A 21195-nucleotide genomic window follows, 5' to 3' on the forward strand; every position below is an offset into this window, starting at 1 on the left:
ATCATTTTGTCGTTATGGTTAATGATCGGTTACCGTGATTTGGGCTGCTGGCGCAACGGACGCGTTTGTCGCGGCGCCAGCTTTCATGATCCTGTCAGGCCTGGGCCTTCTTCCGCTCCATCAGCTCGACGAACCGGTCGAACAGGTAATGGCTGTCCTGCGGACCAGGCGAGGCTTCCGGGTGGTACTGCACCGAGAAGGCCGGGCGGTCGGTGAGCGAGATGCCGCAATTGGAGCCGTCGAACAGGGACACGTGGGTCTCGACCGCGTTCTGCGGCAGGGTCTCCGGATCCACGGCGAAGCCGTGGTTCATGGAGGTGATCTCGACCTTGCCGGTGGTCTTGTCCTTCACCGGATGGTTCGCCCCATGGTGGCCCTGGTGCATCTTCTTGGTCTTGGCGCCGACGGCGAGGCTCAGCATCTGATGGCCGAGGCAGATGCCGAAGGTCGGGATCTGCTCGTCGAGCACCTTGCGGATCACCGGCACGGCGTATTCGCCGGTGGCCGCCGGATCGCCGGGACCGTTGGACAGGAATACGCCGTCGGGCTTGAGCGCCAGAACGTCCTCGGCCGAGGCGGTCGCGGGCACCACCGTGACCTTGCAGCCCGCGCGGGCGAGAAGGCGCAGGATGTTGCGCTTCACCCCGTAATCGATGGCGACCACGTGGTGCCTCAATTCGCCGTCCTGGTGGCCGTAGCCCTCGCCGCGGGTCCAGGTGGTCTCGTCCCAGTCGTAGCGCTGGGCGCTGGTCACGAGAGGCACCAGGTCCTGGCCATCCATGGAGGGCAGGGCGGCGGCCCTGGCCTTCAGGGCGTCGAGGTCGAACCGACCCTCCGGATCGTGGGCGATGACCGCGTTCGGCATGCCCCTGTCGCGGATGAGCGCGGTGAGCGCCCGGGTATCGATGCCCGAGAGGCCGACGATGCTGCGGGCTTTCAGCCAGGCATCGAGGTCGCGGGAGGCGCGCCAGTTGGACGGCTCGGTGATGGTCGCCGCCAGCACCACGCCGCGCACCCCCGACGACGAGGCGGCGTTGACGCTCTCGATGTCTTCCTCGTTGGTGCCCACGTTGCCGATATGCGGAAACGTGAAGGTGATGATCTGGCCGGCATAGGACGGATCCGTCAGGATCTCCTGGTAGCCCGTCATGGCGGTGTTGAAGCAGACCTCGCCGGTCGCTTCGCCGACGGCCCCGATGCCGAAGCCTTCGAGAACCGTTCCGTCCTGGAGCACGAGAACCGCAGTCGCGCGCGGCTCGGCCCAGCCACCCGAGGAGGACCCGGTGGTGTCTTTGTCTTGCAGCATCGTCATGATCTCTTGTAAGTCCGGGGCCAACAGGCCGTGCTTGAGCAGGCCGTACCCGGGCCGTCCTTGAACTACCCCCGTGACTTAAGGGGCCGTTCGCGTTCCGTCAACGCTCAAGCGTCTTAAAACCAAGGAGAACTCCATGCTGCGCGAACGTTTCACCGCCGAGATGAAGGAAGCCATGAAGGCCGGCGACAAGGGCCGGCTTGGCGCCATCCGGCTCATTCAGGCCGCCCTCAAGGACAAGGACATTGAGGCGCGCGGCAACGGCAAGGAGCCCCTGTCCGACGAGGAGATCCTGGCCCTCCTGCAGAGGATGGTGAAGCAGCGTCAGGAATCGATCGCCATGTACGAGCAGGGCGGCCGCACCGAGCTCGCCGATCAGGAGAGGAACGAGGTCGCGGTGATCTCCTCCTATCTGCCCCAGCAGATGGACGAGGCCGAAACCAGGGCCGCCATTGAGGCCGCCATCGCGGAGACCGGCGCCGCCTCCATGAAGGATATGGGCAAGGTCGTGGGGTCTCTCCGCGCCAAATACGCCGGCCGCATGGACTTCGCCAAGGCGAGCGGTCTCGTGAAGGACATGCTGCCGAAGGGGTGAGGCGCGGCGCCTGTCCTGACGGGCATAGGGGCTCCTGACGCTCTGCGCCGTCATCACCGGGCTTGTCACGGTGATCTCGATTGCTTGAGGTGCGGCGCTCTTCCGGATCGGGATGGCCGGCACAGGGCCGGCCATGACGGGGCAGGGTCGGGTGACGGGGGAGCGTCGCGCTGCGGTGCGGGTTTGTGATCTGTGCGCTGTCAAAGAGCAGCACCTGTGGGCCCGCAGCTTGCGCTGCGAGCCTTCAGGATGATCGAGGGTGGCGCGAGTGGCAGCCCGGCTCGATGTCTGAGGTGATAAGCGAGAGCCAAGCTGCTCGTCGCGCACGGTTCTTTTCAGGTGGACCAGCTGGACGGAGCCCAAGGTCGGCCTCCTGCGCGCCCAGGGGTGCGAGGCCTGTCGCAGGACCGTGCCGGCTCCCACACTTGCGACGCCTCGCGAGCGCGCCCCTCGAAGGAACCGATCTGAACAACGATATAGCTTAGCTTGCACCGGTTGTCAAGAACAAAGTGAGAACACATCGTTGCGCAGACGCTCCCACGTCATCACCGGCCTTGTGCCGGTGATCCCGATCCGGGAAGCGCCGCGCCTCACCGCAGCGGGATGGCCGGGACAGGCCCGGCCATGACGGGGTGGGTGTCAGGACGGACGGAGGGCGGCCGTGACGTGGTGGGTGGAATGACGGGCGGTGGGGAGCCATGCTGGGGTGGGTGGCCGACATAGGCGGAGGGTGGCTAGCACGAGCAGAGGGCGACGGAACGGCGGCGGGAAGGTGGACGCGGGGAGGGCGGCCGGAGCAACATTCTGCTCGGGCATGGACGATCCGTCGTGCTAAGCATGATGCCTGCGGCTGCATCCGACGATGCACCCCACGAATGAGCATCGGTGCCCCATGACCCTTGAACTCTGGCTGATCTATCTGATGGCCGCGATCGGCCTGTCGCTGACGCCCGGCCCGAACGGCCTGCTGTCGCTGACGCACGGCGTCTGCTACGGGTTCCGGCCCACGATCTACACGGTGCTGGGCGGCGCGCTCGGGTTCTTCGTCCTGATCGCAGCCTCGCTCGCCGGCATGGGAGCGCTGCTTGCCGCCTCGGAGCGGGCCTTCACGATCGCCAAGTGGATCGGCGCCGCCTACCTGGTCTATCTCGGCCTGCGCATCTGGCGCTCGCCCGCCTCCGTCCTCGATGTCGCCCGGCCGGACGCCGAGCCGCGCCGGGCCAGGCCGCTCTGGATGTTCAACCAGGGCTTCCTCGTGGCCGTGTCGAACCCGAAGGCGCTGATCTTCTTCGCGGCGTTCCTGCCGCAATTCATGGTCCCGGGCGTTTCCTTCCCGGTTCAGCTTGCCTTGTTCGGCGGCACGTTCGTGATCGTCGAGATCGTCTACGAGCTTCTTCTCGCCGTGATGGCCCAGCGGATCGCCCCGTGGCTGACCCGACATGGACGGTGGTTCAACCGCCTGGCCGGTGCGACCTTCGTGGGCATCGGTGCGGCGCTGACGACGGCGAGCCGCTGACAGGCGCCCAAGCCCTGCCGGTGAACGAAAAGGCAGCGCGGCCGTTGTCCTTCTACAAACCCTGCCGGACGCGCAATGGACAGAGTCTTCGCCCGGTTCGCCAATGCCACGGCCCGCGTTGCGGGAAGCCCGACGACGTTCCTGGTCTGCGTCGTCGTCGTGCTGGCCTGGGCGTTCTCCGGCCCGTTCTTCGGTTTCTCGGAGGACTGGCAGCTCGTGATCAACACGGGAACCACCATCGTGACCTTCCTGATGGTCTTCCTGATCCAGAACACGCAGAACCGCGACGGCGCCGCCCTCCAGACCAAGCTCGACGAGCTGATCCGGACATCCAATGCGGACGATACGTTCATGGGGATCGAGAAGCTGACCGACCGGGAGCTGGAGGCTCTTCACGAGCAATGCGAGCAGATGGCGAGGCAAAGCCATGCGGCTCTGGAGAAGACCAAGGCCGAGCGTGCGAAACGGGCGCAGCGCAAGGGCTCAGGGCGGCTCAGCGCCTGAGCCCACCCAGGCCCGAGACGGAGCGCCCGTCACGGACGCCCGTCGGTGAACTGAACGAGATCCCACAGATTGCCGTAGAGGTCCTCGAACACGGCCACGATGCCGTAGGGCGCATGCTTCGGCTCGCGGACGAACGTGATCCCGGCCTCGGCCAGGGCGGCCTGATCGCGCCAAAAATCATCGGTCTGCAGGAACAGGAAGACACGGCCGCCAGCCTGGTCGCCGATGAAGGTCTCCTGCCGGGCCGAGGAGGCGCGGGCCAGGAGCAGCGACGTGCCGCCATGGCCCCGCGGCCGGACCACGACCCAGCGCTTGTCCTGCTCCGGCTGATCCGTGTCCTCGACCAGCTCGAACCCGAGCTTGCCGACATAGAAGGCGATCGCCTCGTCGTAATCGCGGACGACGAGGGCGATGTGGGCGATGCTCTGGGTCACGCAGCCTGGCTCCCTGGACCGAACGGGCTCGAACATGCGCTGGCCGGGCCATCCACGAAAGTGTATTCTCGACCTATCACCAGCCGATCCGAACCCGTAGGCGCTGGTGGCCGAGAGAGACGTGTGCTCCCGCCTGCAGGGTCGAGGAGGCGCCTCATGACCAATCTGCAACAGGAACGGAACCATCTGGCCCTGGCGGATCGGCACATCATCGAGGGCAGGCGACGGGTGGCCAATCAGACGAAGCTCGTCGAGACGATGGCCCGGAATGGGCAGGATACGATCATGGCCGAGAGGCTGCTCCGGACCTTCGAGGAGACCCTCGAGGCCTGGCATGCACACCGGCGGAACATCCTCCAGGCTATCGACGGCCGATGATCCCTTCGAACGGCCCCGGGAAGGGCGGCCGCGAACGGCATGGACCCGGCTTGTGGTCATCCCGTCCCGCCTGGACAGGACGCCATCAGCTACTCCTGAACGATCCTATCGTGGCGGGCCGCGATCGACGCAGTCGTCGTCCAGGAGGTCGTGAAAGCTGATCCGGACCCGGCCGGCATGATGGTTCGGATCGGCCGCCGCCCCGAGGCCGACGAGGGTGTTCATCTCGCCCACGAGGCACTCGCCGCCCTCCGATCGGAGCCGCACCTGGCGGTGCCGCACCCGCGCTTCGAAGTCATTGAGGAGGAACAGGGTTTCCGGATCGATGTCGATGTCGACGTGACCGGTGCGCTTGCCTTCCTCGCAGGTCGCGATCTGGATTTCCGTCAGAAGATGCTGAAATTCCTTCGGCCATTCGACGATGGGGTTCTGAGTGAGCGGCATGGATTCATCCGATACCTGCCAGATCCTTTGCCAGGAAATGGCTTCCATCCTGACAAACGCGGCCGCGCGCTGCGGTTCCGCCGGAAGCTTTCATGGCCCAGGTTCCGCGGCAGGACATCGGAGCCATCCCTGTGGATTGCGGGCACAGAAAAGCTTGGCTTTTGGGTTTTTAACTTTGCCGCCACCGCTCTAGTTTATGGAGCAGGTTTGGAGACCTCCGCCTCGTGCGCTACCCGCCCCAAATTCTCGAAGAGATCCGCGCCCGGCTGCCGACGTCGGCGGTCGTGGGCAAGCGCGTGCGCCTGAAGAAGGCCGGGCGGGAATGGAAAGGTCTGTCGCCCTTCAACGCCGAGAAGACGCCGTCCTTCTACGTGAACGACCAGAAGCAGTTCTATCATTGCTTCTCGTCCGGCAAGCACGGGGACATCTTCACCTTTCTCATGGAGACCGAGGGGTTGTCATTCCCCGAGGCGGTGGAGCGGCTTGCCGGCGAGGCCGGGGTGCCGCTGCCCCAGCTCTCCCGGGAGGACCGGCAGGAGGAGGTCAAGCGCAAGAACCTTCACGACGTCATGGAACTGGCGGCCGAGTTCTTCGAGGCCGCGCTCCAGGGGCGCTCCGGCGCCAAGGCGCGGGACTATCTCGCCGGCCGGGCCCTGAGCAGGGAGGCCCAAACCCGCTTCCGGATCGGCTACGCGCCGTCCGAACGCTACGCTCTGCGCGACCATCTCGCCGGCAAGGGGGTGCTTGTCGAGATGATGGTGGAGGCAGGACTTGTCCATGCGGGCGAGGAGGGGAAGATCCCGGCCGACCGGTTCCGCGACCGGGTCATGTTCCCGATCTGCGACGTGCGCGGCCGGGTCATCGCCTTCGGCGGCCGCGCCATGAGCGCCGATGTGCCGGCCAAGTACCTCAACTCGCCCGACACGCCGCTCTTCAACAAGGGGCGGCTCCTCTACAACTACCATCTCGCCCGCCAGCCGGCCCATGACCGCGGCACGGTGATCGCCGTGGAAGGCTACGTGGACGTGATCTCGCTCTCCGTGGCGGGTTTTCCCCATGCGGTCGCGCCGCTCGGCACCGCCCTGACCGAGGACCAGCTCACCCTGCTCTGGCGCCTCGCCGAGGAGCCGATCCTCTGCTTCGACGGCGACAAGGCCGGACAGCGGGCGGCCTACCGGGCGCTCGACGTCGCCCTGCCCAACCTGATGCCGGGCAAGTCCCTGCGTTTCGCCATGCTGCCCGAAGGGCAGGACCCGGACGACCTCGCCCGCGCTGGTGGAAGCGCCGCCGTGGAGCGCGTGCTCGCCTCGGCCCGGCCGCTGGTGGACGTGCTCTGGACCCGGGAGCTGGAGGCCGGACCTCTCGACACCCCCGAGCGCCGGGCCGCCATGGACCGGCGCCTGCGCGAATCACTCGCCCTGATTCGCGACGAAACGCTCAAGAAATACTACCGGGAGGAGATCCAGGGGCGCCTCGCGGCCTTGAATCCCGATCCCCGGCCGGCCCGGTTCAACCGCCAGGGCGGGGGCGGGCGGCGAGACTTCCAGAAGCCCCAGCCCATGACGCCGAGCGCCCGGCTGAGCGTGTCGCCGCTCCTCGCCCGGAGCCCGCTTTTTGCCGGGGGAGCCGCCGAAAGTCCGCGGGAGGCGATGATCCTCTGCACCTTCCTGATCCATCCGGAACTCGTTCAAAATCATGCAGAAACCCTTGCAGATCTTGAACTTGAGAGCCGGTCCACCCAAATGGTGCGCAGTCTCCTGCTCGATGGAGCGGCGAGCGGCGAACCTGCCGATCCGGCCGTCATGAAGGCCCGCCTGGAGCGGGCCGGACTGGCGCAGGCGGAGGACAGGCTGACGGCTCTGGTCCGTCCCGGTGACCGGTGGATGCTGGATCCACATGCGGATCCCTTGCGGCTTGAGGACGCATTGAGGCAAGCCATCACCTTGCATCGCCGCGCACGCACGTTACATAGCGAACTTCGGGCTGCCGAGCGCGCCCTTGCCGAAGAGGACAACGAGGCCAATCTCGCCTGGCTGCGAGAGGTCCAGAACCAGCTGTCCTCCGTCGAGGGTGCCGAGGCCGACAGCGACAGCGGAGGGCTCCCCGGGGGCCACTGATGTCTCGCACGACGGGAGGGCGGCAGGCGTGGCGGCTGCGGCTCTCTGGACGGGGGATGGTTAACGGTTAGTCAAGCGATTGACTGTTTATGGATTGAAATGAATTTCAGGTGGCGGAGCCTCGGGCCTCGGCCACCCATGCGCGCATCGCCGGTCCTGTAGGGGGGATGGGCGGGCGCTGGAGTTGAGCAAAGCATGGCGACGAAGACAACCGGCGGCGACGAAGGCGATACGACGACGACCGAGCAGCAGACCGACGGGCCTCTGCTCGACCTGAGCGATGCCGCCGTCAAGCGGATGATCAAGCTCGCGAAGAAGCGCGGGTACGTCACTTACGACGAACTGAACGAGGTCCTGCCTCCCGAGGAGTTCTCCTCGGAGCAGATCGAGGACGTTCTCGGTCAGCTCTCCGAGATGGGCATCAACGTCGTCGAGTCCGAAGAGACCGACGAGAACGCCCAGCCGGAGGCCGACGAGGAGGAGGCCGAGGGCGGCGACCTCGTGGAGGCGGCCCAGACCCGCGCCGTCGTGGTGCGCGAGACGGCCAAGGAGCCGACCGACCGCACGGACGACCCGGTGCGCATGTACCTGCGCGAGATGGGCTCGGTCGAGCTTCTCTCCCGCGAGGGCGAGATCGCGATCGCCAAGCGCATCGAGGCCGGCCGCGAGGCGATGATCGCCGGGCTCTGCGAGAGCCCGCTGACCTTCCAGGCCATCATCATCTGGCGCGACGAGCTCGTCGAGGGCCGGGTGCTCCTGCGCGACATCATCGATCTCGAGGCCACCTATGCGGGCCCCGACGGCAAGGGCGCCCCCAAGGTGGACGCCCTGGGCGAGGCGGAGGGCGAGGAAGAGCCTGCCGAGACCGAGGAGGGCATGACCCCGCCCGAGGGCGAGCTCGACGACGACGACATGGAGAACAACGTGTCGCTCTCGGCCATGGAGGCCGAGCTGAAGCCGCGCGTCCTCGAGACCTTCGATTCGATCGCCGACAACTACAAGAAGCTGCGCCGCCTGCAGGTCGAGCATGTGGAGCAGCGCATGCAGAACAAGCAGCTGACCCCGGCCCAGGAGCGCAAGTACAAGGAGCTCAAGGCGGACATCGTGGCGGCGGTGAAGTCGCTGTCGCTGAACAACAACCGCATCGAGGCCCTGGTCGAGCAGCTCTACGACATCAACAAGCGCCTCATCTCCCATGAGGGCCGCCTGATGCGCCTGGCCGAGAGCCACGGCGTGGCCCGCGAGGAGTTCCTCAAGCACTACCAGGGCTGGGAACTCGACCCGAAATGGGTGCTGCGGGTCTCCAAGCTCGGCGGCCGGGGCTGGAAGGACTTCGTCGCCAAGGCGAAGGACGGCATCCACGACCTGCGCGAGAACATCCACAACCTGGCGAGCGAGACCGGCCTGGAGATCCAGGAGTTCCGCCGCATCGTCATGATGGTGCAGAAGGGCGAGCGCGAGGCCCGGCAGGCGAAGAAGGAGATGATCGAGGCCAACCTGCGCCTCGTGATCTCCATCGCCAAGAAGTACACGAACCGTGGCCTGCAGTTCCTGGACCTGATCCAGGAGGGCAATATCGGCCTCATGAAGGCGGTGGACAAGTTCGAGTACCGGCGCGGCTACAAGTTCTCGACCTACGCCACCTGGTGGATCCGGCAGGCGATCACCCGGTCGATCGCCGACCAGGCCCGGACGATCCGCATCCCGGTGCACATGATCGAGACGATCAACAAGATCGTGCGCACCTCGCGCCAGATGCTGCACGAGATCGGCCGCGAGCCGACCCCGGAGGAGCTGGCCGAGAAGCTCGCCATGCCGCTGGAGAAGGTGCGCAAGGTCCTCAAGATCGCCAAGGAGCCGATCTCCCTCGAGACGCCGATCGGCGACGAGGAGGATTCGCATCTCGGCGACTTCATCGAGGACAAGAACGCGATCCTGCCCATCGACGCGGCGATCCAGTCGAACCTGCGCGAAACCACGACCCGCGTCCTCGCCTCGCTCACGCCGCGCGAGGAGCGCGTGCTGCGCATGCGCTTCGGCATCGGCATGAACACCGACCACACCCTCGAGGAGGTCGGCCAGCAGTTCTCGGTGACCCGCGAGCGCATCCGTCAGATCGAGGCGAAGGCCCTGCGCAAGCTCAAGCACCCCTCCCGGAGCCGCAAGCTCCGGAGCTTCCTGGACAACTGAGCGAAATGGAAATGGCGGGCCTCGGAGCCCGCCTTTTTCGTTCGTCACCGATCGTCATGATCATCAGCCTCACCATCATTCTCCTGTGCCAGCTCCTCGGCGAGGTGATCGCGCGGGGGTTCGGGTGGCCGGTGCCCGGTCCGGTGCTCGGGATGCTGTTCCTGCTGGCGTTCCTGATGCTGCGCGACCGGATCCGGACGCGGGTGCCGGAATTCGGCCGAGCCCTCGATTCGACCGGCAAGGGTCTGCTCGCCCATCTCTCGCTCCTGTTCATCCCGGCGAGCGTCGGCGTCGTGCAGAGGCTCGACGTGCTGGCGGAATACGGCGTCGGGCTTATCGTGGCGCTGGTGGTCTCGACCTTCGTGACGCTCGTCGTGACGGTGGTGACCTTCGTGGTCGTGTCGCGCCTGAGCGGTTCGACCATGGAGGCGACGGACGACGCCAGGGCCGGGAGGAAGCCATGAGCGACCAGGCATTTTCCCTCTGGGTCTACCTCTCGCAGACGCCGCTGCTCTGGCTCGTGGTGACGCTGGGCGCCTACGTGATCGCCGATCGGATCTCGCAGGCCTTCCGGCGGCATCCCCTGTGCAATCCGGTGCTGATCTCGGTCGTCGCGGTCGGCCTCGTGCTGTGGGCGACCCGCACGTCGTACCCGGTTTATTTCGAGGGCGCGAAATTCGTCCACTTCCTGCTCGGGCCGGCGACCGTCGCGCTGGCCGTTCCGCTCTACGAGAACAGGCGCGTCGTCCTGCGCGCCATCGTGCCCATGGTGGCGGCGCTGGTCGTCGGCTCCGTGACGGCGATCGTGTCGGCCGTCGGCGTCGCGAAGCTGTTCGGCATGCCGACCCCGATCCTCATCTCGCTCGCGCCGAAATCCGTCACCGCCCCCGTGGGCATGGGCATCACGGAGGCCCTGGGCGGCGATGCGGCGCTCACCGCCATCCTGATCATGCTCACCGGCGTCATCGGGTCGATCATGGTTACGCCCCTGATGAACGCGCTGCGCATGAAGGACTGGCGCGCCCGCGGCTTCGCGGTCGGGCTCGCGTCGCACGGCATCGGAACCGCGCGGGCCTTTCAGGTCCATTCGCTGGCCGGCACCTTCGCGGGCATCGCCATGGGCCTCAACGCCCTGGTGACGGCGCTGCTTCTGCCGCTGGTGCTCAAGCTGCTGCTCGACTAGGCTTGCCTCAAGGCTGCGCCCGAGCGCCGCCTTTCGGTGACGGGCGAGCGGGAGCAACCATGACGACGATGACAAGCGCTGCGCAGGACGCGAACGGAGAAGCCTCCGCGTCCCGGCTGATCGATGAAAGGATCGAGGGTCTGGGCGATTGGCGCGGCGAGACGCTCGCCCGGGTCCGGATGCTCATCCGGCAGGCCGTTCCCGACGTGGTCGAGGAGGTGAAGTGGCGGGGCGTCCCGGTCTGGTCGCAGGGCGGGATCATCTGCACCGGCGAGACCTACAAGAGCGTCGTGAAGATGACCTTCGCCAAGGGCGCTTCGCTGGAGGATCCGTCGGGCCTCTTCAACGCGAGCCTCGAGGGCAATACCCGGCGCGCCATCGATCTCCGCGAGGGCGACAGGATCGACGAGGAGGCCCTGAAGGCGCTCGTTCGCGCGGCGGTCGCGTTGAATGGATCGAAGAAGGCGAGCGCTCGCTCCGGGCGCCGGACGGCTGACTCGTAAAGCCGCCCATCATTCCGGTCGCGTGCCGGGAGCCTCCCCCGTCATCACCGGGCTTGTCCCGGTGATCTCGATTGCCTGAAGCGCCGCGTCTCACCGTATCAGGATGGCCGGGACAAGCCCGGCCAGACACCCGCAGGCTCACAGCAAAATACACCCGGCCTAGAGCTGTTTTTCCGGCTGCGGCTCGTTCGATCCCACGCTGCCCGTCGCATCGCCGGGTTTCGGCAGGAAGGCCTGCACGATGCCGTCCGCCACGAGGGCGTGAAGCTGCCCGATATAGTTGTCCTCCCGCGATGGCTCGGTCGCGTCCGACGTCATGACGACGGTCACGCCGAGGCTCGGGATGACGTAGAGCATCTGCCCGCCGAAGCCCCAGGCGTAATGGACCCTGTGCCCGTGCATGTCGCGCATGAACCAGCCGTACCCGTAGGCATCGCCGGTGAAAGGCGAGGCGGTGCGCGGCGTCCACGATTCCCGGATCCAGTTCTCCGACACGACGCGCCGGCCGTCGATCGTTCCACCCTGCCGGTACATTTCGCCGAAGCGCAGGAGCGCACGCGGCGAGAGCGCCATCTCGTTGCCGCCGAGATAGATGCCCTGCGGATCGCGCGTCCAGGGCGCGACGGTGATGTCGAGCGGCTCGCCGAGCCAGTCGCGGGCCAAGTCCAGGGTGCTGCGCTTCGAGGCGCGCGTGAGCGCCGCGGAGAGAAGATGCGTGCTGCCGGTGGAATAGAGCATGCGCCCGCCGGGCTCGTCCACGAAGGGCCGCGAGAGAACGTAGCGGACCCAGTTGCCGCTGCTGATCCAGGCTCCGTAATTGCGGCCCGAGGTGCGCTCCAGCCCGGCCTGCATGGACAGCAGGTGCCCGATGGTGACCTGCCGGATCCGGGAATCGGCATCGGCGGGAATGCTCGGGCCCAGGATCGATGCCACCGGCTGGTCGACGCCCTGCAGGACCCCGCGCTCGATGGCGATGCCGACGAGGGCCGACATGACGGTCTTCGAGGCGGACTTGATGTTGGCCGGCCGGTCGAGCCGCGCGCCGCCGAAGGTCCGCTCGGCCAGGACGCGGCCGTTATGGGACACGATCAGCGCCCGCAGGTTCGCAAGCTCACCGGCCCGTTCGACCGACTCCTCGATGCGACCGGAATCCGGTGTGGGCGCCGGGGGCGGGGAGGCCGGCTGGGCCGTTGCGCCGGCGCCGGCCAGCAGGGCGAACAGCGTCAAGGCGGCCTTCTGTCGGGCGAAGCGTGAGAAGATGCTCATGAAACCGTCTGAAATCCTTTGGCCGGCGAACGAGATCCGAGATGGAAGGCCATCCGTGAGAGGCAACAGGCTCACACGTCATCGTGAGCGCCAGCCCTCCATGCGGCATTCCGCCCCCAGCCCTGCGCGGGCGGCATTTGTGCTTTGTTCGGCCGCGGCTTATTTGCATTTGAATTCGTAAATACAAGGCAATCCACATGTTGAAATCGTGGTTTACGCGCCCGCTCTGGCAGCGGGTCGCCGTGGGCTTTGCCCTCGGCATTCTGGCCGGCGTGCTGGCGGGCGAGCAGGCCGCCGTCTGGTTCAAGCCGCTCGGGGATCTCTACCTGAACCTCGTTCGGATGATCGTGATCCCGCTCGTGTTCTTCACCATCACGTCCAGTGTGGCGAAGCTCGCCGAGGCGGGCAACGTGGCACGCCTGGGCCTGCGCACCCTGTTCTGGTTCGTCGCCACCTCGACGATCGCCGTTCTGGTGGGCATCGCGTTCGGCCATCTCATCGATCCCGGTCTAGGCCTGTCCAACCTGCCTCTCGGCGAGGTGAAGCCGCGCACGATCCCGACCCCGCTCGAGGTGCTGATCGGCATCGTGCCGACGAACCCGATCAAAGCCATGGCCGACACCAACGTGCTGCAGGTTCTGTTCTTCGCCGGCATGGTCGGCGCGGCGCTCGTGTCGCTGGGCGAGAAGACCGCCGGCATCCGCGCTCTGGTCGACCAGGGCGCCACGCTGGTGTTCCGCATCACGCGCTGGGTGCTGCAGCTTACGCCCATCGGCACCTTCGGCCTCATCGCCTGGGTGGTCGGGCGCTACGGCCTGGCCTCGCTCCTGCCGCTCGGCAAGTTCATCGCCGCCATGTACCTCGCCTGCCTGTTCCACATCGTCGTGGTGTATGGCGGCCTGTTGAAGCTGCACGGGCTCAAGGTCGGGCGCTTCTTCCGCGGCGCGGCGCCGGCCATGCAGATGGCCTTCGCCACCTCGTCGAGCCTTGCGACCCTGCCCATGTCCCTGCGCGTCGCCGTCGAGAAGCTCGGCGTGCCGCAGAGCTATGCGAGCTTCGCCGTGCCGCTCGGCGCCAACGTGAAGATGGACGGCTGCGGGGCGATCTATCCGGCCATCGCGTCGATCTTCATCGCGCAGTATTTCGGCCTCGATCTGTCGCTGACCCAGTACGTGCTCATCGGCTTGACGGCGGTTCTGGGCTCGCTCGGCACCGCGGGCGTGCCCGGCACCTCCATCGTCATGCTCACCCTGACCCTGAGCACCGCCGGCCTGCCGCTGGAAGGCATCGGCTACATCATCGCCATCGACCGCGTCGTCGACATGATGCGCACGATGACCAACGTGACAGGCCAGATCCTCGTACCGGTGATCGTCGCCAAGGAGGAGCGGGTTCTCGACCAGGCCGTCTATGACGGCGCCGTCGAGACGCCTGTCCCGGCCCGCGAGGCGGTGCTCGTCGCCGCCGAGTAAGGATACACAACCGGCCGGAGCGAGCCGTTCCGGCCGGTTTCACGTCCCGTGAAACAGAAGCCATGCTCCGTCGTTCTGCTCCCATCGGAGCATCGGCGGCATGGCGTCCCAGCACTCGTCCAAGAAAGTCGTCTATGCGGCGCTGGCAGGCAATCTGCTGATCGCCGTCACGAAGTTCGCCGCGGCCGCCTGGACGGGAAGCTCCGCCATGCTCAGCGAGGGCGTGCATTCCCTGGTCGACACGGGCAACGAGTTGCTGCTGCTCCATGGCCTGCGGCGCGCCTCCCGGCCGCCCGATCTGGCCCATCCCTTCGGATACGGCCGCGAGATCTATTTCTGGACCTTCATCGTCGCGCTGCTCGTCTTCGCTCTCGGCGCGGGCGTGTCCTTCTACGAGGGCCTTCGCCACATGCGCAATCCCTCCGCGATGGAGGACCCGACCGTCAATTATGGGGTGCTGGCGCTCTCCTTCGTGTTCGAGAGCGGATCCTGGTGGGTGGCCGTGAAGGAGTTCCGCCGGGCGAAGGGATCGCTCGGCTACCTCCAGGCCGTCCGGGAAAGCAAGGACCCGACGACCTTCACGGTGCTGTTCGAAGACAGTGCGGCGCTCATCGGACTCGCCATCGCGTTTGCAGGCATCTTCGCCGCGCATGCTCTCGAGATGCCGGAACTCGATGGGCTCGCCTCGATCGGCATCGGCCTTGTTCTGGCCCTGACCGCCCTGATGCTCGCACGGGAAACGAAGGGGCTGCTGATCGGGGAGCCGGCGCACTCCGACGTGCAGCGATCGATCCTCGCGGCTGCTCAGGCCGATCCGGCCGTCGAGCAGGCCAATGGCGTCATCACCGTGCATCTCGGCCCGCAGCAGGTGGTCGCCGCCCTGAGTGCGGATTTCGTCGACGACCTCACGACGGCCGACATCGAAACATGTGTCACCCGCCTGGAGGCGAAGATCAAAGCCCTCCATCCGGAGATCACGATGCTCTTCATCAAGCCGCAGACCACCGGCACCTACCGGCAACGGCGCCAGGCCATGGTCGAGGCGTCGGGCGGCCCCTGAGGCGGGCTCGAAAGCCCGCCGTCGATGGGCCGGTTCTCGCTCAGAACAGGAAGTCGGACGCGCCGACCAGCGCGAGCTTCACGTTGAGCAGGGTGATCGACTGGCCGTCGGCCTTGATCAGCACGTCGTCGGCCTTGCCGTCGCCGTCGGCGTTGAACTTGCTGATGGTGAGTTCCCGGAAGCTCAGATCGTTGCCGCGCAGGTCGATGCGGTCGCTGCCGTCCCGAAAGTCGGTGATCTTGTCCTTGCCCCACTGGCCCGAGAAGCGGAACGTGTCCGCATGCGCGCCGCCGGTGAGGATGTCGTTACCGCTGCTGCCGTTCAGGGTGTCCCTGCCGCTCTCGCCGTAGAGGCGGTCGTTGCCGGCATTGCCCGTGAGCGCATCGTTGCCGGTTCCGCCGTAGAGCCTGTCGTTGCCTCCATTGCCGAAGATCTTGTCGTTGCCGCCGTCGCCCAGGATGGTGTTGGCCGCGGACGTGCCCTTGAGGGTGTTGTTGCCCGCGGTGCCGCTGATCGGGGTCGAGCCAGGGGTGGGCGACGTGCCGGTTGCCGGGTCGACGAGATCGAGCTTCACGTTGGAGGCGCCGATGGTCACCTGCCGGGTCACGGAGGCGACGCCGCCACCCGAGAAGGTGACCGAATACGTGCCGGCCGCAAGCGCCAGGCTGTAGCCGCCGGCGCTTGCCGTGGTGGTGCTGTACTGAGCGCCGCCTGCGCCGACGGCGGTCACCGTGAGCCCGCCGAGACCCTCGCCGATGTCGTAGAAGCGGTCGCCGTCCCGGTCGTCGAAGCTGACCCCTGTGAGGAACACGGAGGTGCCGGACAGGGCGAAGTTCTCCGTCACGAAGGCTCCGTCCCAGGTCTGGTAGGGGCCGGTGTCGAAGCCGATGCCGACCTCGCGGAACGTCCCGTTGAGGATGTTGGCCTTGTGACCCGGGCTGTTCATCAGATTCGTGTGCAGCAGCTCCACCTCGTCCTGAAGACCTTCGGGAGCCCGGATGCTGGCCCAGGCGATGTTTTCCGCGGACGCCCAGGACCCGGCGAAGGCGTAGCCCGCCTGCGTCATCCGCAGGGTCGGCGTCGAGCCGCCCGATCCGGTATGGGAGAACGTGTCTGTGGCGATCATCCAGCTGCTGTGCGCATCGGCCGATTCGTTGAGATCGCCGTTGAAGGCCAGCGGCTGAGCGCCTGTCGTCGCCCGTTCCCGGTTCACCAGTTCGAGCATCAATTGCTCGTAAGCCGTTGCCTGCGCCATGAAAAACCCCTTGTGGCTTATGAATAGTCCCGTGACCGGGCTTATGTCTTTGAGCCTGCGGCTTAGAGGCCAAATGGGAAAAAGTTGTGGCTCACATGCAACTTTGTTTCGCAATGGGCCGATCGGTCCCATTCGCGAGGAACGTTGCCCTACCGGCGCCGTAACCCTGACCTGCGCCATGAGAGGGAGATCGAGGGCGTATTCTGGGGTATAGCGGAGGCTGGAAACGCCTTAGGCCGGACTTGCGGCAAGCTTGACGGCATCACGAAGACAACACGATGACCCATCAGACGTCCGCCCTGTCCGCTGCGCCCCGGCCCGTGCCCGTGGAGCGTGTCGCCGTTCCGATCTTGGCGGCGATCAGCGTCTCCCACATGCTGAACGATCTCATCCAGTCGCTGCTGCCGGCGATCTACCCGATCCTCAAGAGCAGCTTTCATCTCGATTTCGGTCAGATCGGGCTTCTCACGCTCATGTTTCAGCTCACGGCATCGCTCCTTCAGCCCCTCGTGGGCAATTTCACGGATCGGCGGCCGCAGCCGTACTCCCTAGTCCTCGGCATGGGCTTCACCCTCGTCGGCCTGCTCACGCTCTCGCGGGCGGGCTCCTATCCGGTCCTGCTGCTGGCTGCCGCCCTCGTGGGCATGGGCTCCTCGGTATTCCACCCGGAATCCTCCCGGGTGGCCCGCCTCGCATCGGGCGGACGGCATGGCCTGGCGCAGTCGGTGTTCCAGGTCGGCGGCAATGCCGGAACGGCCCTGGGGCCGCTGCTCGCGGCCTTCATCGTGGTCCCGTTCGGCCAGCCGAGCATCGCGTGGTTTTCCGTGGTGGCGCTCCTCGCCATGCTGATCCTGTTCGCCATCGGACGCTGGTATCAGGCCAAGCTCGCCGACATGCGCGCCAGGCCGCGTGCGGCCGAGGCCGGATCCCTGGTCTCGCGGCGGCGCATCGCCGCCTCCCTGGCGATCCTGATCCTGCTGGTCTTCTCGAAGGATTTCTACGTCGCGAGCCTGACCAACTACTTCACCTTCTACCTGATCTCGAAGTTCCAGGTCTCCGTGCAGGACGCGCAGATCTACCTCTTTGTCTTCCTCGGCTCGCTCGCCGTCGGTACGGTTCTCGGCGGGGCCGTCGGCGACAGGATCGGCCGGCGCTACGTGATCTGGGGCTCGATCCTCGGTGTCCTGCCGTTCACGCTTGCCATGCCCTACGCCAACCTGTTCTGGACGGCCGTCCTGAGCGTCACCATCGGGCTCGTTCTCGCCTCGGCCTTCTCGTCGATCCTCGTCTACGCGACGGAGCTCGTGCCCGGCCGCGTCGGCACCATCGCGGGCCTGTTCTTCGGCCTGTCCTTCGGCATGGCGGGCCTGGGCGCCGCGCTCCTGGGGCAGCTGGCCGACGCGACGAGCATCGAGACCGTCTACCGGGTCTGCTCGTTCCTGCCGGCCATCGGCCTCCTGGCCTATTTCCTGCCGAAGATCGAGAAGAAGCGCCTCTGAGTTTCGCTCGTCGGACGTCATCGCTCTCCACGTCATCACCGGCCTTGTGCCGGTGATCCCGATGTGAAGCGCGTCGCGTTTTTCCGGATCGGGATGGCCGGGACAAGCCTGGCCATGACCAGATGGGTGATAAGGCTGTCGCCGGCCATGCTCCGTCAGATCAGCGCGGCCCGCGCGGCGTCCTCAAGGGCCTTCATGGCCATGCGATAGGGGCCGGGTCCGTGGCTGATGCGGGCGACGCCGAGTTCCGCGAGCCGCGCGGCCGCCGGTGTCCTGGCGCTCACCATGATGTTGACCGGCAGGGTCGTCCCTTCGACGATGCGGGCGATCAGCCTGTCGTCGGCGAGCCCCGGTACGAAGAACCCGTCTGCACCGGCATCCGCATAGGCGCGGGCACGCTCCAGGGCCGTGACGACGAGACCCTCGTGCTGATCCGCAGGCGCGATCAGGAACACGTCCGTGCGCGCATTCAGAAAAGCCGGGATCCGGAGCCTGTCGGCGGCAGCTCTGGCGCCCTTGAGCCGGGCCGCCTGATCGGCGGCGTCGCGCAGGGTCGATTCACGGAACCCGTCCTCGAGATTGCAGCCGATCGCGCCGGCCTGCACGGCGCGGGCGACGTTGGCCCCGACCTCCTCGGGATCAGCCCCGTAGCCGCTCTCCAGATCGATGGTGACCGGAAGATCGGCCGCCGCCACGATACGCTCCAGATTGGCGACGGCGAGGGCGAACGGCATGTGCTCGCCGTCGTCGAAGCCATGCGCGGCCGCAACCGACCAGCTGCCGGTCGCAAGCGCCGTCGCGCCGCCTGCGGCCACCGCCTTGGCGCTGCCCGCATCCCAGACGTTGAACAGGACGATCGGCTTTCCCGGAATGTGAAGAGCCTTGAATGCTTTAGCCTTTGCGAGTTGGTCCGTCATGTCCTTGCCCCTTGAAAAATCGCCGATGCGAAACGCCGCTCGTGTTCGAGCAGCCATTGCTTGCGCCAGATCCTGCCGCCGTACCCCGTCAGCGATCCATCGGCCCCGATCACGCGATGGCAAGGAACGATGATCGCCACTTGGTTGGCGCCGTTCGCCCGCGCCACCGCGCGGGGCGCATCGGGACGATCAATGAAGCGGGCGATCTCGCCGTAGCTGCGCGTGTGCCCGGCGGGGATCTGGCGCAGCGCCTCCCAGACCGTGGCTTCGAACGCCGTGCCCGTCTGAGCGATCGGCACGGTGAAGCACGCGGAGCGCCCGGCAAAATACTGCTCCATCTGCTCCGCCAGCGCATCGAGCATCGGGTGCCGCCCGAACGAGATCGGCCCGACGCGCTTGCGCAGGCGGTCGATCTCGGTCGGAAGCGCCTTGCGCTCGGCGAATTCGAGCAGGTGCACGCCGGCATCGTCAGCCACGGCCAGCATGGCCCCGATAGGCGTGTCGATCCATTGCGCGGTCAGGATCTGCCGGGTCGGCATGCGGATCGGAGCATCGCCGATGAGACGGCTGATCGCGTCGCGAAACCCGCTGCCGGACTCGTACCCGGCATCGAGTTGAGCCTCCATCACCGAGCCTCCCTGCCGCAACGTGTTCACCGCGAGCCCCAGCCGCTGCGAGCGCGCATATTGCACGAACGTCACGCCGTATTCACGCTGGAACGCGCGGCGCACGGTGGAGGGGTCGTAGCCGAGCGCCCGCAGATCCTCGGCGCTCCACCGCCGCTCCGGCTCGGCCCTGATCCTGTCCCGCACGGCATCGAGCGCGCCGCTCGTCGGGCGCTTGAGGTCGAGGGGCCTGCAGCGCAGGCACGGGCGAAAGCCCGCGTCCCGGGCGGCGTCCCGGCAGGAGAAGAATACCACGTTCTGGCGCTTCGGCTTCCGGGCCGGGCAGGTCAGGCGGCAGAAGATGCCGGTCGTCTTCACGCCCACATAGGCGAACCCGTCATAGGACGGATCGCGGGCGATCAGGGCGGCAAAGAGAGTGTCGTCGTCGCGGAGCATGGGCATGACCTTGTTCTAGCGCAGCCGCCGGGGCCGTGTCGCCGGAAACGAGGCGTGTATTTTCCTTTCCGTCGCTGCGTCCTCAGCGGGCCTGGGCCACGTCCACGCTCAGGCGCATCTCCGGGTGGATGCCGCAGATCACGTCGTAATGGCCGGGCTGATCGAAACCGATGGTGACGGTGTCGCCCGGGTTCTGGGCGTCGGAGCTGAAGCTCTTGCCCGGCCCGTCGAGGCGCACGTTGTGAACGCGGGTATCGTCGTTGAGGATGCGCAGGGCGTCGCCCGCCTTCAGGATGACGGCGCCGGGCGTGAAGCGCCGGTCCTTCTGGCTGATCGTGGAGGCCGAGACCGCATCGGCAACCGCTCCCAGGGCCATCGTCCGCGCCGGCAGGCTCGCCGGGCGGGGAGGATCGTCGCTGGACAGGGTGTTGAGGAACGCGACGAGCTGCGCCCGTTCGCCCGCGCTGAGCGCGATCCTCCGTGGAAGATCGGCCGAGAGGGTGGAGCGCTGAACCACGCGGTCGGCGTAATGGTCGACCACATCCTCGAACGTGGTGAGCGAGCCGTCATGCATGTAGGGAGCCGACCAGACGCGCTCGCGCAGGCTCGGCGTCTTGAAGGCGTGATCCGCCGCACCGACGCCGAGAACGGGTCCGCGGCCCTTGTCCCCGCTCGTCAGGCCGATGTCGTGAAAGGCTTCATCGGTGAAGCGCCAACCCTGATGGCAGGCCACGCATCCAGCCTTGCCGACGAAGAGGGAGAAGCCTGCCAGCTCGTCGGGCTCCAGGGCCGTGTCGTCGCCCTTCACCCAGCGGTCGAACCGGGTTTCCGGCGAGACGAGCGTACGCTGGAAGGCCGAGAGGGCCTTGGCCAGATTGGCCTGAGTCACGGCGGGATCGTCCGGGAAAGCCCGCGCGAATTCTTGACGCATCTGCGGATCGGCGGACAGCGCGCGCAGGGCCGTCTGAAGGTTGCCGGCCATCTCCCGCGCGTTCTCGATGGGCACCATGGCCTGCGTCTCCAGGCTCGGTGCCCGACCGTCCCAAAAGAAGGACAGGCCCCAGGCCAGGTTCCAGAGAGGGGGCGTGCGCCGGTCGAGAGGCTGTCCGTCGTGGCCGACATGACGGTCGACGCCGTCGGAGAAGGACAGCTCGGCCTGGTGGCAGCTCGCGCAGGCGACGTCGCCGGCGCCCGACAGGCGGGCATCCTCGAACAGCTTCGCGCCGAGCGCCACCTTCTCCGGCGTGGCCGGATTGTCGCCCGGTGTCGGCGTGTGGTCCGGACGCGCGAAGACCTGGCGCCAATGGGCGATGTCGAGCGGAGCGGGCGTGTCTGCCGCTCCGCCGACGAGAGCCGCGAGCGCAAGGCCTGCAAGCACCCGGCCGGTGCGGGAGAGCCCTTTGCGCAGCATGGATGTCAAAGCATCGGACCCATTTTGGGGACCGGTGCTTTTTCTCTCAGCTGGCGCATCGCCCCCACGGAAAACCGG

At 66.9% G+C, this 21195-nt stretch carries 20 protein-coding genes; 12 read left to right on the forward strand and 8 right to left on the reverse strand.

Features of this window, described 5'->3' with window-relative positions:
- Window positions 1-94: 94 nt before the first annotated feature.
- Window positions 95-1306, reverse strand: a complete 1212-nt coding sequence (gene carA, locus HPT29_RS06940) for a glutamine-hydrolyzing carbamoyl-phosphate synthase small subunit (protein ID WP_173945627.1) — start codon at window positions 1304-1306, stop codon at window positions 95-97.
- Window positions 1307-1448: 142 nt separating this feature from the next.
- Here carA and HPT29_RS06945 point away from each other — a divergent pair, with 142 nt between their 5' ends.
- The 3 genes from HPT29_RS06945 (at window position 1449) to HPT29_RS06955 (ending at window position 3927) form a co-directional block, all read left to right on the forward strand.
- Window positions 1449-1907 carry a GatB/YqeY domain-containing protein gene (locus tag HPT29_RS06945; RefSeq protein ID WP_173945626.1) on the forward strand — a complete coding sequence of 153 codons (459 nt, stop codon included), beginning with the start codon at window positions 1449-1451 and terminating at the stop codon, window positions 1905-1907.
- An 892-nt stretch (window positions 1908-2799) separates the two neighbouring features.
- The gene (locus tag HPT29_RS06950; RefSeq protein ID WP_173947793.1) at window positions 2800-3423 is read left to right on the forward strand and encodes a LysE family translocator; all 624 of its coding nucleotides are present in this window, start codon (window positions 2800-2802) and stop codon (window positions 3421-3423) included.
- Between the two features lie 75 nt (window positions 3424-3498).
- Entirely contained in the window at window positions 3499-3927 is a 429-nt protein-coding gene (locus HPT29_RS06955) for a low affinity iron permease family protein (RefSeq protein WP_173947794.1), read from the forward strand.
- Window positions 3928-3956: 29 nt separating this feature from the next.
- On the opposite strand, the gene HPT29_RS06960 is transcribed toward HPT29_RS06955, so the two are convergent.
- Window positions 3957-4361 (reverse strand): VOC family protein, encoded by a 405-nt coding sequence (locus HPT29_RS06960; protein ID WP_173947795.1) that lies wholly within the window; start codon window positions 4359-4361, stop codon window positions 3957-3959.
- Between the two features lie 156 nt (window positions 4362-4517).
- On the opposite strand from HPT29_RS06960, the gene HPT29_RS06965 reads away from it, so the two are divergent.
- A complete protein-coding gene (locus HPT29_RS06965; RefSeq protein ID WP_173947796.1) occupies window positions 4518-4739 on the forward strand; it encodes a hypothetical protein in 222 nt (73 codons plus the stop codon).
- A gap of 105 nt (window positions 4740-4844) precedes the next feature.
- On the opposite strand, the gene HPT29_RS06970 is transcribed toward HPT29_RS06965, so the two are convergent.
- Window positions 4845-5183: a hypothetical protein gene (locus HPT29_RS06970; RefSeq protein ID WP_173947797.1), complete on the reverse strand. Its 339-nt coding sequence runs from the start codon at window positions 5181-5183 to the stop codon at window positions 4845-4847.
- Between the two features lie 224 nt (window positions 5184-5407).
- Between HPT29_RS06970 and dnaG the strand changes: the two genes are divergently transcribed.
- From dnaG to HPT29_RS06995, 5 genes are all read left to right on the forward strand, one after another.
- A complete protein-coding gene (gene dnaG, locus HPT29_RS06975; protein WP_173947798.1) occupies window positions 5408-7300 on the forward strand; it encodes a DNA primase in 1893 nt (630 codons plus the stop codon).
- Between the two features lie 195 nt (window positions 7301-7495).
- Window positions 7496-9490, forward strand: a complete 1995-nt coding sequence (gene rpoD, locus HPT29_RS06980; RefSeq protein WP_173947799.1) for an RNA polymerase sigma factor RpoD — start codon at window positions 7496-7498, stop codon at window positions 9488-9490.
- A gap of 56 nt (window positions 9491-9546) precedes the next feature.
- Window positions 9547-9954, forward strand: coding sequence for a CidA/LrgA family protein (locus HPT29_RS06985; protein WP_173947853.1), 408 nt, complete (start codon window positions 9547-9549; stop codon window positions 9952-9954).
- Window positions 9951-10673, forward strand: coding sequence for an LrgB family protein (locus tag HPT29_RS06990; protein ID WP_173947800.1), 723 nt, complete (start codon window positions 9951-9953; stop codon window positions 10671-10673). Before HPT29_RS06985 ends, HPT29_RS06990 begins: the two co-directional genes overlap by 4 nt.
- Window positions 10674-10732: 59 nt before the next feature.
- Window positions 10733-11176 (forward strand): DUF1801 domain-containing protein, encoded by a 444-nt coding sequence (locus HPT29_RS06995; protein ID WP_173947801.1) that lies wholly within the window; start codon window positions 10733-10735, stop codon window positions 11174-11176.
- A 159-nt stretch (window positions 11177-11335) separates the two neighbouring features.
- Here the strand turns inward: HPT29_RS06995 and HPT29_RS07000 are convergent, their stop codons facing one another.
- On the reverse strand, window positions 11336-12442 hold the full coding sequence (locus HPT29_RS07000) for a serine hydrolase domain-containing protein (protein WP_173947802.1): 1107 nt from the start codon (window positions 12440-12442) through the stop codon (window positions 11336-11338).
- Between the two features lie 197 nt (window positions 12443-12639).
- Between HPT29_RS07000 and HPT29_RS07005 the strand changes: the two genes are divergently transcribed.
- Both HPT29_RS07005 and HPT29_RS07010 read left to right on the forward strand, forming a co-directional pair.
- Window positions 12640-13914 (forward strand): dicarboxylate/amino acid:cation symporter, encoded by a 1275-nt coding sequence (locus HPT29_RS07005; protein WP_173947803.1) that lies wholly within the window; start codon window positions 12640-12642, stop codon window positions 13912-13914.
- Between the two features lie 100 nt (window positions 13915-14014).
- Window positions 14015-14974, forward strand: a complete 960-nt coding sequence (locus HPT29_RS07010) for a cation diffusion facilitator family transporter (RefSeq protein ID WP_173947804.1) — start codon at window positions 14015-14017, stop codon at window positions 14972-14974.
- Window positions 14975-15014: 40 nt separating this feature from the next.
- On the opposite strand, the gene HPT29_RS07015 is transcribed toward HPT29_RS07010, so the two are convergent.
- Window positions 15015-16229: a CAP domain-containing protein gene (locus tag HPT29_RS07015; RefSeq protein WP_173947805.1), complete on the reverse strand. Its 1215-nt coding sequence runs from the start codon at window positions 16227-16229 to the stop codon at window positions 15015-15017.
- A 278-nt stretch (window positions 16230-16507) separates the two neighbouring features.
- On the opposite strand from HPT29_RS07015, the gene HPT29_RS07020 reads away from it, so the two are divergent.
- Window positions 16508-17728, forward strand: a complete 1221-nt coding sequence (locus HPT29_RS07020; RefSeq protein WP_173947806.1) for an MFS transporter — start codon at window positions 16508-16510, stop codon at window positions 17726-17728.
- A gap of 155 nt (window positions 17729-17883) precedes the next feature.
- Here the strand turns inward: HPT29_RS07020 and HPT29_RS07025 are convergent, their stop codons facing one another.
- The 3 genes from HPT29_RS07025 to HPT29_RS07035 all read right to left on the reverse strand — a co-directional run bounded on the left by HPT29_RS07025 (window position 17884) and on the right by HPT29_RS07035 (window position 21117).
- Window positions 17884-18645 carry an isocitrate lyase/PEP mutase family protein gene (locus HPT29_RS07025; RefSeq protein ID WP_173947807.1) on the reverse strand — a complete coding sequence of 254 codons (762 nt, stop codon included), beginning with the start codon at window positions 18643-18645 and terminating at the stop codon, window positions 17884-17886.
- Complete coding sequence (locus tag HPT29_RS07030; protein ID WP_173947854.1) at window positions 18642-19706, reverse strand: bifunctional transcriptional activator/DNA repair enzyme AdaA; 1065 nt, start codon at window positions 19704-19706, stop codon at window positions 18642-18644. The genes HPT29_RS07025 and HPT29_RS07030 overlap by 4 nt, the downstream gene beginning before the upstream one ends.
- An 82-nt stretch (window positions 19707-19788) precedes the next feature.
- Window positions 19789-21117 (reverse strand): cytochrome c peroxidase, encoded by a 1329-nt coding sequence (locus tag HPT29_RS07035; RefSeq protein ID WP_173947808.1) that lies wholly within the window; start codon window positions 21115-21117, stop codon window positions 19789-19791.
- Between the last annotated feature and the right edge of the window lie 78 nt (window positions 21118-21195).

The organism is Microvirga terrae, assembly GCF_013307435.2.
Lineage (GTDB): Bacteria > Pseudomonadota > Alphaproteobacteria > Rhizobiales > Beijerinckiaceae > Microvirga > Microvirga terrae.